This is a genomic window from Brevundimonas abyssalis TAR-001, from assembly GCF_000466985.1.
Lineage (GTDB): Bacteria > Pseudomonadota > Alphaproteobacteria > Caulobacterales > Caulobacteraceae > Brevundimonas > Brevundimonas abyssalis.
The window spans coordinates 1-15285 of sequence record NZ_BATC01000064.1 but is presented as its reverse complement, the minus strand read 5'-3'; the positions used below and the strand labels follow the sequence as shown (position 1 = coordinate 15285).

At 69.3% G+C, this 15285-nt stretch carries 15 protein-coding genes, 1 tRNA gene and 1 pseudogene; 6 read left to right on the top strand and 11 right to left on the bottom strand.

Annotated features, from left to right (window positions below):
• Positions 1-111: 111 nt before the first annotated feature.
• From MBEBAB_RS12720 to MBEBAB_RS15840, 6 genes and pseudogenes are all read right to left on the bottom strand, one after another.
• Entirely contained in the window at positions 112-846 is a 735-nt protein-coding gene (locus MBEBAB_RS12720; protein ID WP_242397171.1) for a glycosyltransferase, read from the bottom strand.
• Positions 783-1049, bottom strand: a complete 267-nt coding sequence (locus tag MBEBAB_RS17750) for a glycosyltransferase family 2 protein (RefSeq protein ID WP_242397170.1) — start codon at positions 1047-1049, stop codon at positions 783-785. Before MBEBAB_RS17750 ends, MBEBAB_RS12720 begins: the two co-directional genes overlap by 64 nt.
• Positions 1046-1798 (bottom strand): polysaccharide deacetylase family protein, encoded by a 753-nt coding sequence (locus MBEBAB_RS12715; RefSeq protein ID WP_021698401.1) that lies wholly within the window; start codon positions 1796-1798, stop codon positions 1046-1048. Before MBEBAB_RS12715 ends, MBEBAB_RS17750 begins: the two co-directional genes overlap by 4 nt.
• On the bottom strand, positions 1798-2727 hold the full coding sequence (locus MBEBAB_RS12710) for a glycosyltransferase family 2 protein (protein ID WP_021698400.1): 930 nt from the start codon (positions 2725-2727) through the stop codon (positions 1798-1800). Before MBEBAB_RS12710 ends, MBEBAB_RS12715 begins: the two co-directional genes overlap by 1 nt.
• Entirely contained in the window at positions 2724-4175 is a 1452-nt protein-coding gene (locus tag MBEBAB_RS12705) for an oligosaccharide flippase family protein (RefSeq protein WP_021698399.1), read from the bottom strand. Before MBEBAB_RS12705 ends, MBEBAB_RS12710 begins: the two co-directional genes overlap by 4 nt.
• Positions 4176-4311: 136 nt before the next feature.
• A pseudogene (locus MBEBAB_RS15840) lies at positions 4312-5742 on the bottom strand (exopolysaccharide biosynthesis polyprenyl glycosylphosphotransferase); the annotation flags it as partial.
• A 109-nt stretch (positions 5743-5851) separates the two neighbouring features.
• Here MBEBAB_RS15840 and MBEBAB_RS12695 point away from each other — a divergent pair.
• From MBEBAB_RS12695 to MBEBAB_RS12685, 4 genes are all read left to right on the top strand, one after another.
• A tRNA-Ser gene (locus MBEBAB_RS12695) sits at positions 5852-5943 on the top strand.
• A gap of 334 nt (positions 5944-6277) precedes the next feature.
• Positions 6278-6463 carry a hypothetical protein gene (locus tag MBEBAB_RS12690; RefSeq protein ID WP_045319345.1) on the top strand — a complete coding sequence of 62 codons (186 nt, stop codon included), beginning with the start codon at positions 6278-6280 and terminating at the stop codon, positions 6461-6463.
• Complete coding sequence (locus MBEBAB_RS16600) at positions 6456-6626, top strand: hypothetical protein (RefSeq protein ID WP_158332147.1); 171 nt, start codon at positions 6456-6458, stop codon at positions 6624-6626. Before MBEBAB_RS12690 ends, MBEBAB_RS16600 begins: the two co-directional genes overlap by 8 nt.
• Positions 6627-6683: 57 nt before the next feature.
• The gene (locus MBEBAB_RS12685; RefSeq protein ID WP_148291551.1) at positions 6684-6950 is read left to right on the top strand and encodes a hypothetical protein; all 267 of its coding nucleotides are present in this window, start codon (positions 6684-6686) and stop codon (positions 6948-6950) included.
• Positions 6951-6992: 42 nt separating this feature from the next.
• Here MBEBAB_RS12685 and MBEBAB_RS12680 read toward each other — a convergent pair whose 3' ends face one another.
• A complete protein-coding gene (locus tag MBEBAB_RS12680; RefSeq protein WP_148291550.1) occupies positions 6993-7589 on the bottom strand; it encodes a hypothetical protein in 597 nt (198 codons plus the stop codon).
• Between the two features lie 726 nt (positions 7590-8315).
• On the opposite strand from MBEBAB_RS12680, the gene MBEBAB_RS12675 reads away from it, so the two are divergent.
• Both MBEBAB_RS12675 and MBEBAB_RS12670 read left to right on the top strand, forming a co-directional pair.
• Entirely contained in the window at positions 8316-8909 is a 594-nt protein-coding gene (locus MBEBAB_RS12675) for a DUF4760 domain-containing protein (RefSeq protein WP_045319342.1), read from the top strand.
• A 477-nt stretch (positions 8910-9386) separates the two neighbouring features.
• Positions 9387-10400: a sensor histidine kinase gene (locus tag MBEBAB_RS12670; RefSeq protein ID WP_021698393.1), complete on the top strand. Its 1014-nt coding sequence runs from the start codon at positions 9387-9389 to the stop codon at positions 10398-10400.
• A 12-nt stretch (positions 10401-10412) separates the two neighbouring features.
• Here the strand turns inward: MBEBAB_RS12670 and MBEBAB_RS12665 are convergent, their stop codons facing one another.
• From MBEBAB_RS12665 to MBEBAB_RS12655, 4 genes are all read right to left on the bottom strand, one after another.
• Positions 10413-12134, bottom strand: a complete 1722-nt coding sequence (locus MBEBAB_RS12665) for an amino acid adenylation domain-containing protein (RefSeq protein WP_045319341.1) — start codon at positions 12132-12134, stop codon at positions 10413-10415.
• Entirely contained in the window at positions 12131-13843 is a 1713-nt protein-coding gene (locus MBEBAB_RS12660; protein ID WP_021698391.1) for a DUF4175 family protein, read from the bottom strand. Before MBEBAB_RS12660 ends, MBEBAB_RS12665 begins: the two co-directional genes overlap by 4 nt.
• Positions 13837-14256, bottom strand: coding sequence for a hypothetical protein (locus tag MBEBAB_RS17745; RefSeq protein ID WP_021698390.1), 420 nt, complete (start codon positions 14254-14256; stop codon positions 13837-13839). Before MBEBAB_RS17745 ends, MBEBAB_RS12660 begins: the two co-directional genes overlap by 7 nt.
• On the bottom strand, positions 14253-15285 hold a 1033-nt coding region (locus MBEBAB_RS12655; RefSeq protein WP_045319340.1), incomplete at its 5' end, for a membrane protein. The genes MBEBAB_RS12655 and MBEBAB_RS17745, both read right to left, overlap by 4 nt.

Here is a 15285-nt window from a genome sequence, read left to right as displayed (position 1 = left end):
TTGTGGCCGGAATCCATGATCACGGGCTGTGCGGCGCGCGCTTGATCTGTCCGAGCGTATGGATCGCCGGGACAAGCCCGGCGATGACGGTGTTGGAGGGGGGCGGAGTGCTCAGGCCCGGTTGAGGCGTTTGAGTTCGCTGGCGCCGTAGAATTGGGGTTCGAGGCCGGGCATCCAGGCGAGCTTGCCGAGGCCGCGGACGGCGCGGTCCATCCAGAAGGCGCGGCGGGAGTGGCCGATCAGGGTCATGACCAGGGCGGCGATGCCGAACACGGCGGTCTGGGCGGCGCCGACGATCATCCAGCGGGCGAGGGCGGGCCAGTTCTTTTCCTTGGCCGCCGTCTGGGACGGGCCCTGGCCGTAGGCGAAGGCGCGGGTCAGGGCGTAGCGCAGGGTGGCGCGGTGGGGCGGGGCGAACTCCTCGACCCAGGCGTCGGCGGCCCAGCCGAAGCGACCGCCGCGCGCAGCAAGCGCCGCGAAGAGGGCGTCGTCCTCGCCGCCCGACTGATCCGCCGAAACGTCAAACGGCGCGGCGCCGGGCAGGGCGGTGGCGCGGGTCATCAGGGAGGCGCCGCAGCCGAACGACTGGTCGATCAGGCCGCTTCCGACCGGTCCCTCGCGGCCGAAGAAGCGCTCCAGATAGGGTTTGAGCCAAGCAGGCGCGCCCTCGGCGCGACCGTGGATGGGACTGAAGGTGACGTCGGCGCCGGAGGCTTCGTGCGCTGAAAGGATGCGCGCCAGCCAGTCGGGGGCCGCGGCCTCGTCGTCGTCGAGGAAAGCGATCAGGGAGGCGTCGGTGGCGCCGAGGGCCGCGTTGCGCGCCGTGGCCACGCCGGGCGTGGGCACATGGACATAGACCAGCGGCCAGGGGCTGTGGCCGCGCAGGGCCTCGACGCGGTCGCGGGCGGAGCCTCCGGGTCGTTGTCGGCGATGACGATCTCGCACACCCGGTCGGCGACCCGCTCCTGGGCGAACAGGGAGCGCAGGGCGCGCTCCAGACTGTCGGGGCGGCGCAGGGTGGGGACGATGACGGCGACATCGGCGGTCACGACAGCACCTCGCCCACCGTCCGGATGGCGGCTCCGCGCGCCTGGGCGTGGGCGACGATGCGCGCCAGCGCGGCGGGGGTGCAGCCGTATTTCGACGGATTGTCGCGCACGTCGTGGGTGTAGAGGATGACCCAGGCGCCCTGATCCACCGCCCGGTCGATCCAGCGCATGGCCTCGGCCTCGCCGTCCTCGCCCTCGATGCCCACGGCGGGCAGCTGGTTCAGGTCCGAGCCGTCCCTGACGGTGCCCGAGTGCACGGCGCGCAGGGAGCTGTAGCGGGCCTTCAGCGCCTTCTTGGCCTGGGGCGAGACCTCGCCGTAGGGGTAGGCGAAATGGCGGGGGCGCGCGCCGAAGGCGGTCAGGGCCCCGGCATTGCGGTCGGCGTCGGCGCCGATGGCGGCTTCATCGGCCAGGCCGCAGTCCAGATGGGAATGGGTGTGGCAGGCGATCTCGTGACCCGCCTCGGCCAGGCGCGCGATCTCGGCGGTATTGGCGTAGCGGCCCATGTCGCCCGGCTGATCGAACAGGCCGGCGCAGACATAGTAAGTGCCGCGCGCTCCGGCCTTTTCGAGAATGGCGGCGCCCGCCTCGGCGCCCGAAATCGGCACATCGTCGAAGGTGAAGCTGACCACCGGCCCGGTGTGGGACAGGCGGGCGGGGCGGCGATGCATGAGGCGCACGACGCGGCGGCGCACCTTGCCGAACAGGCTGGAGTCGGCGTTGTAGGGCTGGGCCTGGGGTTGCTGCATCAGACGGCCTCCGCATAGAGGGCGGCCCGGTAGAGCCGCAGCGAGAAGGCGCGCGGCCCGGCGGGCAGCCAGTCGGTCATCGCCACGGTCTTCAGCAAGGGCCGGGCCAGGCCCATGCCCGGCGCGCGCTTGAGCAGGCGGGCGGCCTTGTAGCTGGGGTAGGTGGAGACGATGTCGGGGTGGCGGGCCACCACCCGGGCGAAATTGGGCGCAGACTGTTCGTATTTGGCGGCGAGGGCCTCGGCGGTGTCCAGACCCATGTGGGTGGCCGGATTGTCCAGATGGACCACGCGGAACCGGCGCGACACGCGCATGGCCCACTCCACATCCTCCCAGCCCCAGCCGGTGAAGGCGCTGTCGAAGGCCTCGGCCGCGAACACGTCGCGGCGGACCAGCAGGTTGGAGGTGTAGACGTACTTTTCCGGCTGGCGGGCGCGCTCCTGATAGGGGACGCATTCGGACCGGGTGGCGAGGGCCCGGTGGACGGCGAAGCGGGGCTCGTCCGGGGCCTGCAGCAGGGAGAAGCCGCCGAAGGCCACGGGGGGATCCTCGTGGGCCGCCAGATCGGCCCAGGCCTGAAGAAAGCGGCGATGATCCGGCCGCATGTCGCTGTCCAGAAACAGGAAACTGCCGCCCCGGGCGGCGGCGGCCAGACGGTTTCGGCCTTTCGAGCGGCCCTCGTTCCGTTTCAGGTCGATCAGGCGGGCGGGCAGGGCCATGGCCTTGATGACGGCCTCGACGCGGGCGACCAGATCGGCGTCGCCGCCGCCGTCCGACAGGACGATGACCTCCACCGAGCGGCCGACCTGGCCCGCCTCGTCGTTGAGGTCGCGCAGCAGGTCGCAGGGGTCGTCCCGGTAGAAGGGGATCAGCACCGACAGGGCCGGGCGCTTGCCCCGCCAGCGGGCGTTGGCGACGGTGCGGCTCATGCTTCGGCTCCCCGGGTTCGGTAGGCGTTGAGGAGGCGGCGGCCGGTGTCGCGCACCCCGGCGGCGTTGAGGGTGATGGCGACGACGGCGTAGACCGCGCCGCCGATGGCCGCCTTGGCGATCAGCTCCACGGGGCCGCCCACGGCCGGGATCAGGGAGACCAAGCCCGCCATGACGGCGCAGGCGACGCCGCAGCGGATCAGGGCCTCCCACGGGATGGGCAGGCGCATGACGGTGCGGCCGATGAGGATGGAGGCGAGCAGGCCGAGGGCGAAGCTGGCCGCCGTGGCCCAGGCCGCGCCCAGCACGCCGAAGCGGGGGATCAGAATCAGGTTGAGGATGACGTTGGCCACGGCCGGGACCGCCATGGTCAGCAGCATGCGGTCGGTGCGGTGGCCGAGGGTGAAGACCTGGTTGAAGTAGTAGACCGTCACCCCGGACAGGGCCGCGCCGAGGGCGATCCAGGGGGTGATGAGGGCGGCGGCGGAGCGCAGGTCCTGACCGATCAGCACTTCGGCCAGCGACCGGGCCACCAGCATGACGCCGACGGCGGCGGGCAGGCCGACCAGGACGAACAGGCCCGCCTGTTCGCGGGCGGCGGTCTGGAGGGCCTCGCGGCCGCCCCGCTCCAGCGCCATGACCATGGCGGGCGCGCCGGCGGCGCCCAGCCAGATGAACATGACGTCCAGGGTGCGGTTGGCGATGGAATAGCCCGCATGATAGGCGCCCACCGCCGCCTCGTTCATGAACACCGCCAGCAGGAAGCGGTCGGTGGAGGCCAGCACCAGCGAGAGGATCAGGGACGCGGCGATGGGATAGCCGAAGGTGGCGTAGCGCTTGAGCCGGGCCGGGTCGGGCCGCCCGCCGCGGGCGTGCTTCAGCTCGCCGGGCAGGATGAAGGGCAGGGCGAACAGGGGCGCGAGCAGCAGGCCCAGCAGGGGGGCGGCGCCGCCCAGACCGGCCAGGGCGAAGATGACGCCGATCAGGAAGCCGCCGACGACGGTGGCCATGTCGAGGCCCGCCGCTTTCCCGACCTCGCCCGAGGCGCGGTACCGCTCCTGCGCCAGCTTGGCGAGGCTGCGGACGGGCACGCCGATCAGGGCGACGCCCAAGGCCAGACGGAACGCCGGCTCCACCGGCCACAGCATGAGGCCGAGGATGACCAGCGGAATGAAGGCGGCGGACAGCCAGAAGGCGGCGCGGTACAGGCTGGCGAAATGGTCGGCGAGGCCGGTCTCGGGCGTCTCGGCGGCCCAGTAGCGGGCCATGGCCGCCTCCAGCCAGGTGAACACCGCCACATGGGCCAGGGTGAACACCGAATAGGCCAGGGCGTAGCGGCCGAAATCCTCGGGGCTGAGCAGGCGGGTGAAGACCACGATGGCCAGAAAGCCCACCACGCCCTGCACGATGTTGGCGGGCAGATAGCCCCAGACGCCGCGCCAGAACATCAGCGTACAGCCACGCGGTCGCCCAGCAGCACGGGCACGGTGACCGCCATGATCCACAGGTCCAGCCAGAAGGACTGCGCTCCACATAGTCCACGTCCAGCTGCACCCGGCGGCGCACCTCGGCGGCGGTGTGCAGGGGGCCGCGCGAGCCCTTGATGGCGGCCCAGCCGGTCATGCCCGGCTTGATGCGGTGACGGTGGGCGTATTCGGCCACGAGGCGGGCGGACTCGATCTGGCCGGTCTTCATGCCGATGGCGTGGGGGCGGGGGCCGACCAGGGACATCTCGCCCTTCAGCACATTGATCAGCTGGGGCAGCTCATCGAGACTGGTGGCGCGCAGGAACCGGCCCACGCGGGTGATGCGGTCGTCGTCGGCGGTGACCTGACGGGAGGCGGTGGCGTCGGCGGCCTCGTGGCGCATGCTGCGGAATTTCCACACCACGATCTCTTCGTTGTTGAAGCCGTGGCGACGCTGGCGGAACAGGATCGGGCCAGGGCTGTCCAGACGCACCACCAGGGCGACCACGGCGAGCACCGGCATGAGGCCGATCAGCATCAGCCCGCCGATGATCAGATCCTGCAGCCGCTTGTTGAAGGCGGCGCGGTCGGGGTCGGGGTTGCTGAGAGAGGCCAGCGGCGCGCGGGCCAGCTTCTCCAGGGCGGCGTTGCGGTCTTCGGCCGCCTTGGGATCCACCAGCAGGGTGACCTCGTTGGGCAGGCCGCCGAGGCGGCGCATCAGGTCACGCACCCGCTCGCGCGCGGCGGGATCCACGGCCAGGATAATGTGGTCCACATAGGGCGTCATGCGATGGGTCAGCAGGGCCTCGGTGTCGCCCAGCACCGGCACGCCCTCGACGCTGTCGGGGGCGCGGGCCAGGCGGTCGTCGAACACGCCCAGCACGTTCAGGTCGCGGCGCTGGAGGGCCTCGCGGATCAGCTTTTCGGCGTGTTTGGTGGCGCCCACCACCACCACATTGGGGGTCAGGGTTCCGTCGGCGCGCCAGCCCCGGACCCGGTCGCACCAGGCCATGTGCAGGCCGTACAGCACGATCAGGTTCAGTCCGCTCCACACCAGCACCGGGCCGATCGTGGGGGCGGGCGCGAGGAGGGCGGCCAGCACGACGGCGATCAGGCCGGCGCCGGCCACCGAGGCGCTGACCAGGCCCATGTGCACCACCAGACGGCGGTTGCGGGAGAAGCCGTAGACGCCGGACGCCTTCAGCGCCGCCAGCAGGGCCACGGCGCCGACCGCGAACGGCAGGACAAGGGACAGGGGTGCGCTGATCAGGCCCGAGGGACTGGCCGCGGCGGCGCACGCCAGGGTCAGGGCGATGACGGCGAGGGCGTCGAAGCTTCGGAACCAGTGGGCGGCGAGGCGCGAGGCGTGGCGCTGGCGGGCGTTCAGCCAGACTTCGGGCCGGAAGGGGCCGCGGCGGGCGCGGGCGTCAGTCTTGCCCGCCCCACGCGCCACGGCGCCCGAGGCCAAGGCCTGAAGCCCGGCGGCGTCGAGGGTCGCGGGCGCCGCATCGGTGGGCGCGTCGTCTGGTCTGGTCTGGGTCGAGAGCATGGCGGCCATTCTGGTCAGGCCGTCATCCAACCATTCCGCCGTGGATTTCGCGTTAACGTCGCAAACCCGGATTGCGTCGGCGCGCCCGAGCCGCTATCGGAGCCGAACCGGAGACGTGGCCGAGTGGCTGAAGGCAACGGTTTGCTAAATCGTCGTACCCTGTAAGGGGTACCGAGGGTTCGAATCCCTCCGTCTCCGCCATTCCCCCTTAAAAACTCATGAGAAACAGACGTTTAGGAGTAGAGGCTAGGCGTAGCCCTAACTTGTGCCCCAACAAAGGGTGCCGGTTCGTCAATATCGCTCCGTGCCTATCAGGAGCGCACAAAGCGCATAAACGGAGCCTTGCTCTCTTTGGAACGACAGGTCGGTCATCAGCCGCGTATAGGCCTTCGGACTCAACTGCCGAACGATGGCGTGAAGAAGAACCCGTTCAGGCGTCGCCGGAATCAGTGGGGCGATCGGGTTTCGGTTAGGGCCGGGGTGGAAGTTCGCGCTTCCCCTCGGCCTGACTGACTTATTGCTAGCATTAACGGTGATGACTGAGCAAGAGAAAAAGCTAGCCAAAAAGATGGGGAGACCGGCCACGGGGCGCGGGCACACGATTGGCGTCCGGCTTCATGATCCCGAAATTGCCGCGCTGGACATCTGGATGGCTGAGAACGGTCACACCAAGCGGGCGGGTGCTGTCCGCGCCATCCTCAAGGAGAAATTGAATGTCTGACGATCAGCCGAGCGCTACTGAAGCGCGAATGGTCGAACTGCTGGAAATGATGGTTGAGCAACAGGCAGAAACCAACCGCCTTCTTGAGCCGATCTCGGAGATGGCTCGGCGAGCCCAAGCAGGTCAGGCCGTGATGGACAGACTCCGCCACCAGGGCCTCTGACCCATCTTCGCCCTGAAGACCGATGGCCATGATGGGAACCCCTAGTTGGAGAAGCTAATGTCAGAGTCGACGCTGCCTGGCCGTACGATCGAGAGCGCGCCATACACTGGCCTGCTGGAGCGCCTGAACCAGATCGCTGCCGTCTCCGGCATCGTTGTGGAGTCGCCTGATAGCTTTGGTCGCGAAGACCTATTGAACATGGTCGCGCAGATCGGCGAGCTCGCCACGGAGGCGGTCGTATTTTCCGGAGCCACTCAGGAAGAAGCCGAAGCGTCCTTCAGGATCGCCATAGGCGGCCTAACCTTCGGTAAGGCCGAACACTAGGAGAACCTGAACTTCAGCGAGTGATGCTAACCAGTGGCGCCGCTAGGGATTAATCCACGTCAGCATACCCTCCGGCGGGGAGAATGGTGCCGACAAGAACGGCTTTGCAGATCGACCGGGCCAGAAGATTCGAAGCTCGTTTTCGCACTGGAACCGGCGCCCCTTAATGAACGGGTCCGGCGGGTCGTCGTTCGTAGCCTGCGCTTCTACATCGACATCTTCGTATGAAACCGGTCCGCTTGAACAGTGGCTATTCAGTACCCTGTTATTGAGGTGCAGCAACGTGCCAAGCAGGTGAGCATCAGCGATTTCGATTATTGCCGTCTTCTCGCCAAAAGACGGGTTCCCAGGGTCGCGGCACAGGCAGAGAGCGTGGCCATGAACTCGGCGCGTGATCGAAAAATTCTTGAAGGTGAAATCGCCTCGGACCCCGTTTAGTCGAATCCCCATGGAGCGAGCGGTTCCCATCGCTGCGGCTTGGGCGGGATCCTCTGAATCTGTGATCGTCAGGGCGGTGATTGTCCGCCTGCGGGCGCTATCCAGTTCGTCGGCCTGATCATCGTCCAGCTTCGCGTAGTCGAGCGGCGTACCTATGCTGAACACACCCCTCAGCGCGCCCGGCGCATATTCGGGTTTCACGTACTTCCACGCCTTCATCTCACTAGTGCCCCGCCCCCATCGTTCGGCATGACGCGAGCCAAGTCCAGAATGGCAGCCGGGCCTTTACGGATGCTGTAGAGGTTGCACATGGTGCGACGTTAGCGCGAACCCGGTTCGTCGGGGAGGGGACTCGGGCTGAGGCAATAGTGCCACTCGGAGCGCAAAGGTCCACGCTCCCGGCGGCGGGGACGCTCTCCGTGGCCTGAGAGGGCAAGGCAGTAGTACTTGACGCGCTCATTTGTCGAGCCGATATAGTGAAATCGCGACCTGAGGGCTGGATGGCTCTTGTGGGCGCGCTCTACGGCCTTCGCGGCAACGCGGAGGCCGATCATTTTGCGGATCTACTGACTCGCCTGAGGAGTGTTTGGGGACGTAGCTCCCTGAACGGAATGGGAGCATTGCCAGCAAGGCGATGTTAATCTCCCTGGGGCCATACAGTCGGGGAGAATCGCGTCATTCTGGCTGGCGCTTCGTTGCGTTATTGCCACACTTAGGGAGCCTCAGCCTCTACAGGGGGTTATGGTTACGGAGAACAAGATGCGTGTGACTGTTGAAAAAGAGGGCTTCTTGATTGCCCGCGAAGGTTTCCTGATCGCTCGCGAGGGCTTCCTGATCGCTCGCGAGGGCTTCCTATAAGAACCCTAATCCGCACGTTCAAAGAACGCGGATATTGCCAGACATAAAGCTTCACCATATGGTGGAGGTATGTGGCGACCCTACCTAGTAATTGCAGCAATCACGGGCATCCCGGCACTCGTCATGCTTTGGGGTGCTGCGTTTGGCCCTGCCGATTGGATGGGGGTCGACGAGACGTCGCAGGCTGAAGTTGCTTTGCACGTCGGTTATATTGCTGGACTAGTCACCGTGGGCGCGATCGCGGTCGCTATGGTCGCCATCTGCATGCAGAGGCAGACGGCACGCGCTCAAGCCACCCTCAATCACTTGGCGAAAATGGAGTTCGATCAGGACTTCTTACACGCCAAGAAGACCTTCTTGGAAATCGAGGCAAACGGCGAACTGATCAAGTATGCCGATCGGTCTAGTGCTCACACCAAGAATGCGCGGTATATTCGCCTTTATCTCAATCACTTTGAGCTTGTATCGCTTGGTATTCAGCACAAAATCATTGATTACGATATTTTCAAGAGATGGAACAGGAAGACGGTCCAGTTGGTGTGGACTGCCGCTTGGCCATTTGTGAACAAGCTACGAAAAGAGTTCCATAATGATCAGCTTTTCGTGGAATTCGAGGAACTTGCAAAAGAGTTCGGAAGCGGTAAGCGGCGACGTTTTAGGTGATCTTGCCGCGTGGCATTCGAGTAGCTTGGCTTCAGGCCGGAAGAATGCCTTTCATTTTCCCTCACCATCACCCGAGAGGGGCCCGATCGGACCCATCGCCCGCGACTCGCGAGGCTCCTGAGACTTCACCTCAGCCGGTATGCCGTTCAATGGAACCGCCGTCGCCGGATAGGACCACGCCTTCGCCCGCAAACGCTTCTGGTGAACATTGTGAGGGCAGGGAGGTGAACGTCCTTCGCCCGTCGCGGTTGAGGGGGCAGACCCGCAGCGGGCTGGTCGAGGACGCGCTGATCGTCGCAACCGGGGCGCCCATGCCCCCAACGCGGGCGTGCGGCGGGCGACGGGGGTAGGAGCCGCCCTTTTCAGCCGACGGCGGCGGCGACCGCCCCACGGACAGGCCCGGCAGACGCTATATTCGCGCGGAAGCGGACCCTCGATGCGAGTTCATCGTTTGAACTGTGCATCGAAGGACCGACCATGCCCCTCAACGACATCTCGCTCGCACGGCTCATCATCGAGAATGTCCGGAGCCACGGCATCATCGGCCTGGCGCCCGACGGCCACATCACGGCGTGGGCCGCCGGAGCCGAGGCCATCACCGGCTACACCCGCAAGGACGCGCTGGGCATGGACTTCGCCGAACTGTTCACGCCGGCGGACCAGGCGGCCGGCATGCCCCGGGCCGAGATCGACACCGCGCTGCGTGAAGGCCGGGCTGAAGACAGCCGCTGGCACCAGCGCAAGGACGGCAGTCTGTTCTGGGGCAACGGCGTCACCGTGGACCTGGGCGTCGGCGGCGTCCTGGCGAAGATCTTCCGCGACGAGACGGCCGCCAAGCAGGCGGAGGAGCAACGGGTGCTTCTGCTGAACGAACTGAACCACCGGGTGAAGAACACCCTGGCGACGGTTCAGTCGATCGCCGAACAGGGGCTGCGGGCGGCCGGGGTGGACAAGCCGGTCCGCGACGGGCTCGCCAACCGCCTGATCGCCCTGTCCCACGCCCACAATGTGCTGGTGAACGAAAACTGGGCCGGCGCCGATCTCCGGACGCTGATCTGCGAGGTGCTGGCGCCCTACGAGCGGGATCCGTCGCCGATCCGGATGGAGGGCCCGCCGGTGCGCCTGCACCCCTCACAGGCGGTGAGCGTATCGCTGGCCTGCCATAAGCTGGCGACCAATGCGGCGAAATACGGCGCCCTCAGCACGCCCGACGGCCGGGTCACCATTGACTGGAACCTGGCCCACAACGGGGAAGGGGAGCGTTTTCTGACCCTGTTGTGGAGAGAAAGCGGCGGACCCGTGGTCACCCCTCCGAAGCGTGAAGGGTTCGGCACGCGGCTGATCCGTCAGACCTTCGCGACCGAACAGGGCGGCCGGGCGCAGATCCAGTTCCCGCCGGAAGGCGCGCACTGCAGCCTCGTGCTCGCCCTGAAGGACGAAGAGGCGGTGGGAGATGGGCAGCCGGCCGATCCCTCTCCTGTCCGCGCCTGACGACCCCGCAACCTAATCCTGCCGGGGCCTGCGCCGTTCCAGCCACCACAGCAGGGCCAGCAAGGCCAGCAGGCCGGTGAACCAGGGCCAGGGCGATCCCGCGACGTGTCTCCGGGCGCGCGCGTCTGCGTCCGGCGTGGCGGACGCCATGTCCAGTGTGGCCTGGCGGTCTGCGGCGCGAAGCAGCGATGAGGCCGCATCGGCGGGGTGCACGTAGAAGGGGGTTTGCTGATCCCGATCATCCACGGCCACATGCCATCCGGCGGTGTCCGGCCACCAGGCGGCGCAGCGTCGGCCGCCGGCCTTCGGGTCAATGATCAGGCCTCGCGCGGTCCCTGACGGGTCGATGACCCGACCCTCGTCCTGCAGACCGCACACCGCCATGCGCCGTCCGGACCATGCCAGGCTCTCGACCTCCGGACGGGCTTGGTCATCGGGGCGCGCCAGGGCGGAGACGACCGCCCCCCAGATCCGGCTGTGCTGCTCGGGCCGGCCGGTCAGGGCCAGGGTGTAGGTGTCGACCAGGGTGACCACCCCCACGCGGCCGAGTCCCAGGCTGGACCAGCCGGCCGTGACCGCCTCCTGGTCGTCGAGCAGGATGGGGACCGCAGCCTGACCGCCATGGATCAGATCCAGCCGGGTCAGGCCCCCGGAGTCGTCGGGCGGGGCGACGGCGTCCCCCGTGCCGGAGAGCGACACGCCCAGCGAGGCCCATTGACGTCGGGTCTCGCCGCCGATCGGGCCGGTGGGGCGCAGCAGCAGACCCATCCCGTCACGCACTGCCGCAGCCACGGCGCCGCGCGAGGGGGAGGGCAGGGTCTCCCAGCGGCGGTCGTCGATCACCAGCAGGTCGACCTCTGAGAGCCCGGCGGCCGTGAGGGGGGCGGCGTCGCCCAGCCTGAGGCCCGCCCCCAGATCGACCTGAAGGCTGACGTCCAGTTCGGCGCTCTCTGCCCAGCGCCGGATCTGGCGCACCTCCGGGTTGGGCGCGCCGGCCAGCACCATCATGCGGACGGCGGCGGCGTCCCGCGTTTCGACGGGAACGGCGATCTCCTCCACCAGGGCGCCCTCGGCGTTGCGCAGGCGCAGGTGGAACAGGGTCAGCCCGGCCGCCCGTGTGTAGGCGGCGAGCTGGAAGCGGTCTCCCGCTTCCACCGATGCGCGGTCGACGATCTGGTCGGCGGGGTCCACGAGCTCGACGACCCCAGCCGCAAGGGCCCCGACCCGGCCGCCCACCTCGAAGCCTGCGCCGGGCGCGGCCGGTGATGGCGGCGAGAATTCCACCAGCCCCACGGGCGCCGGTCCCGGCTCGTATTCGAGTGGAACGGGCAGGGCGCCCTGGTCGCGGGGGGGCAGGCCGTCGCCCGAGACCCGAACGGATCGGGCCTCCGGGAAGCGGCGCAGGGCCGTCGCCAGGTCGGGGACGCGGACGACGGCCGGGGCATCGGACTCCGGCAGGGCGACCGGGATTTCGCCGGGGTTCGTCCCGGCGACCTGCCCGGAGGTCACGATGCGCAGGGCGGCGGCGCCCACGGCCGTCGGCGGCGGATTGAGGGTCAGGTACAGCAGAACGGCGGCGGTCAGCTGCAGGCCGAGCAGGGCGGCCAGCCGCCAGACCGGCGCCTCGGCTCGTGACGCGCGGCGCCAGAGCAGGAGGCGCACCGCCCCGGCCAGAACCGCCGCTGCGATCACGGACGCCGTCACCCAATGCAGAGTCGTCCCCCCGTCGCTCATTGCAGCGCTTCCAGATAGCGGCGGCCGCGGCGGTTCGGCGCCTCACGGCGCTCCACCCGCGCCGGCGTCGCGCCCATGGCGTCCCACAGAAGGGCCTGAAGGGCGCGGCGGCAGTCGCTGCAACCCGGCTCGGCGCGCAGGGTGTCGATGGCGGCGATCAGGCCGAGCGGATCCTCCAGTCGGCCCGAAGCGCCCCGCACCCAACGTTCCAGCCCGTCCAGATCGACACGGCCGCCGCCGGGCCGGTCATCCAGCGCGCGCCACGCCCGTTCAAGCGTCGGGTCTGCATTGGCGGACTGCACGGGCGGCAGGCGCGCGCCGATATCGTCGCGGTCGCCGGTGAGGCGGCGGGACATGTCCAGCGGCGGCAGATCGGAGCCGGTTCGCGGCAGGAAGACGCGGTCGGCCCTCTGGGCCTCCTGCAGGAACTCCAGCGCCTGATAGGCGAAGGGCAGGGCTTCCTCGGGCCGTCCCTGACGCAGGGCCCGCTCGGAACTCCACATGGCGTCGAGGGCGTTGCCGAGGGTCGACCGCGTGCCCGGATCGAACAGGGTGGCCGCGTCGCCGTCGTCATGGGCGTGGCCGTATTCGCGAAGCACATCGACGGCCGAGCCGAACGACGCCAGTTCCTCGTCCGAATGATCATGGCCGTCGTCGGGGCCATGGACCTCGGGAGCGGGCGCGGGCGTGTCGTTGGTCGGCAGGGTCGGGGCGTCGTTGGTGGGCAGGGCCAGGCCGCCGCCTTCCGTCTCCTCGCCCAGGAACTGGCCGTAGCGCAGGCGCAGGCGCGCCTGATCCACGCCGAGGCCGTTCGACCGGTCCAGGAACTGGCGGGGCTCGAGGTCTCGCCGTTCCGCAACGAGGGCCTCGGCGTCGATGATGATCTGGCGCTGGCTGGCGAAATAAGCGGGCATGACCGGCCGCAGCAGGCCGTCCAGTCCGTCGGCCGAACCGAGTGCGGCGGACCGGCGCAGGATGACGCTGGGGCCTTCGGTGACCTGGCTCCGGGGCCGCCGGTTGTCGCGCGCCACCAGCTGGACGATCAGGTCGCCGGGGCCGACGAGTCCTTCGCGGGCCAGGTTCAGGGTCGCGGAGAACCGCTTGCTGCGCCCGTCGCCGCGCCCGCGAACGGTCAAGGTGCGGCTTTCCGAGGTGATGGCCTCGCCTTCGCCCTGGGTGAGGGTGATGCGGAGTTCGGCGGTCGTGGCGACCCCATAGTCGTCGCTGACCTCGAACACGGGCGCGAAGGTGGTCTGGCCGGCGGCGGCGAGGACGAGCTGGCTGTCCGGGGTGACCAGACTGACGACCGGCGGGGCGTCTTCAACGGCGTCGATGCGGTGCAGGCGCTGGCGCGCCATGCCGTCCGCCTCGATGCGGTAGAGGGTGGACTGGTCCATGACCCGCGTTGCGCTCCAGCGATCGCGGCGGCGGCTGAAGGCGAGGCGGCCGCCTTCAGAGAATGCGGCGGACACGGTGTCGGGACGGGGCGCGACATCCAGCAGCCATTCGACCCGGGATCCGACGGGCACGCGCGCGTCCAGTTCGGCCTGCTCGCGGGCGGGGAGGCCGGTGTAGCCGGGCGGCACGATGCGAAGGCGCGTGCGGGTGATGCGGGGCGCGTCCGGCTCGGCGGCTTCGGAAGCGGGGCTGGGGGACTCTGTCGGCGCCGCCCGGCCTTGCGGCCAGAACAGGGCGGCCATGATCACCATGGCGGCGGCCAGCCAGGCGCCGACGATTCTGCGGCGCGACCAGTCGGGGCGCAGGTCGAGGCCCGGCGACTCCTCGAGCCTCGCTTCAACCTGCGGCGCTGGAGAGCGGCGAACCCTTGCAGGGCGGCGGAGTCCTGGAACAGCAGGTCGCTGCTGTCCTCGAAGCGGGGCGAGGCGGCGTCGAGACGGGCGGCGAGCCAGCTGGGGCCGCAGGACTGCGCCCGGCGCCCGGCCGCCAGGGCGAGCAGGCCGGCCGTCGCCAGGGCGAGGACCAATGCGGCGGGCAGCCCGAACAGGCGCCAGCCGAGGACGCCGCAGGCCATCACGATCGGCAGGGCGATGGCCAGCGCCTCCAGCCAGAGGCGGTTGCGGACGGCGCGTTGATGGCGGCGAAGAACCGGGTGCAGGCTCATGGCGCCGCGCCCCGTCTGGCGCTGGTGGCGAGCCAGCGCTCCGCCGCGAACAGCAGGGCGATCAGCAGGGCCAGCCACGGCCGGATATCCAGAGGCGGCAGGGCGTAGGCGCGCGCGCCGGTCAGGGGCGCGTGATCGGCGGCGGCGACGCGGCTGGGCGTCACGGGGGGAACCAGAAGGCGCTCCAGCGCATCGGGGAAGTCCGCGTCGAGCAGTTGCGGCATGGCCGCCGGCTCCAGCGGGCGGGTGAACTGGACGACACGTCCCCGGCCGCGCACCCCGGTCGTCGCGAGGGGACGACCGGCGGCGTCGCTCCAGACCGGGACCGGCGGGGCGTCCAGGTCCAGACGGGCGTCATGGGACAAGAGGGCGACGCCCCCGTCCTCGATCCAGTCGGCGACGGCTTCCGGCAGAGGGCCGGTCGCCAGCCAGACCAGATGGCGCGTCTCCGGGCCCAGAGGCTGGTCGACGGCGGCCACGTCGAGCGCGGGCTCCGCGTCCGGCGGCGACCAGGCACTGGCGGCCGCGCTGACGTAGCGCACGCTGTCCCGGGCTTCAGCGGAATGGCGGACGGTCAGGGCCGGGGCGGCGGCGGGCATGGGCTGTTCGGCTGCGGCAGCCTGATCGGACACCCGCCAGGTAACGGGGCGCGTCAGGCGGGGGCGCTCGGCGTCGGCATCCTCCAGCAGGGGTGGGACCACCACATCCAGCGGAGCGTCCGGAGCGAGTTCAGCGTCCAGCTGACGGATGAGGCTGACCGTGCCGGTGGATGCCGGGGGCGCCGCGTCTCCGAGAGCGGGAAAGCCGGGGGCCAGCCAAACGAGCCGGGCGTCACGCGGCGCCGCCTCGATGACCGGGGCGGGATCGAGGCCGGGTGCGACGGCGATGACCGGGCGGGCGTCCTCCACGCCCCACAGCACTGGCCGGGCCAGCCACAGGGCGAGGGCGGCCAGCAGCAGCAGGCGCAGGAGCAGCAGCAGGCGCTCGTCGATCCGGGGGCGTCGGCGCGGCCGGGGGCTGGGCGTCAGC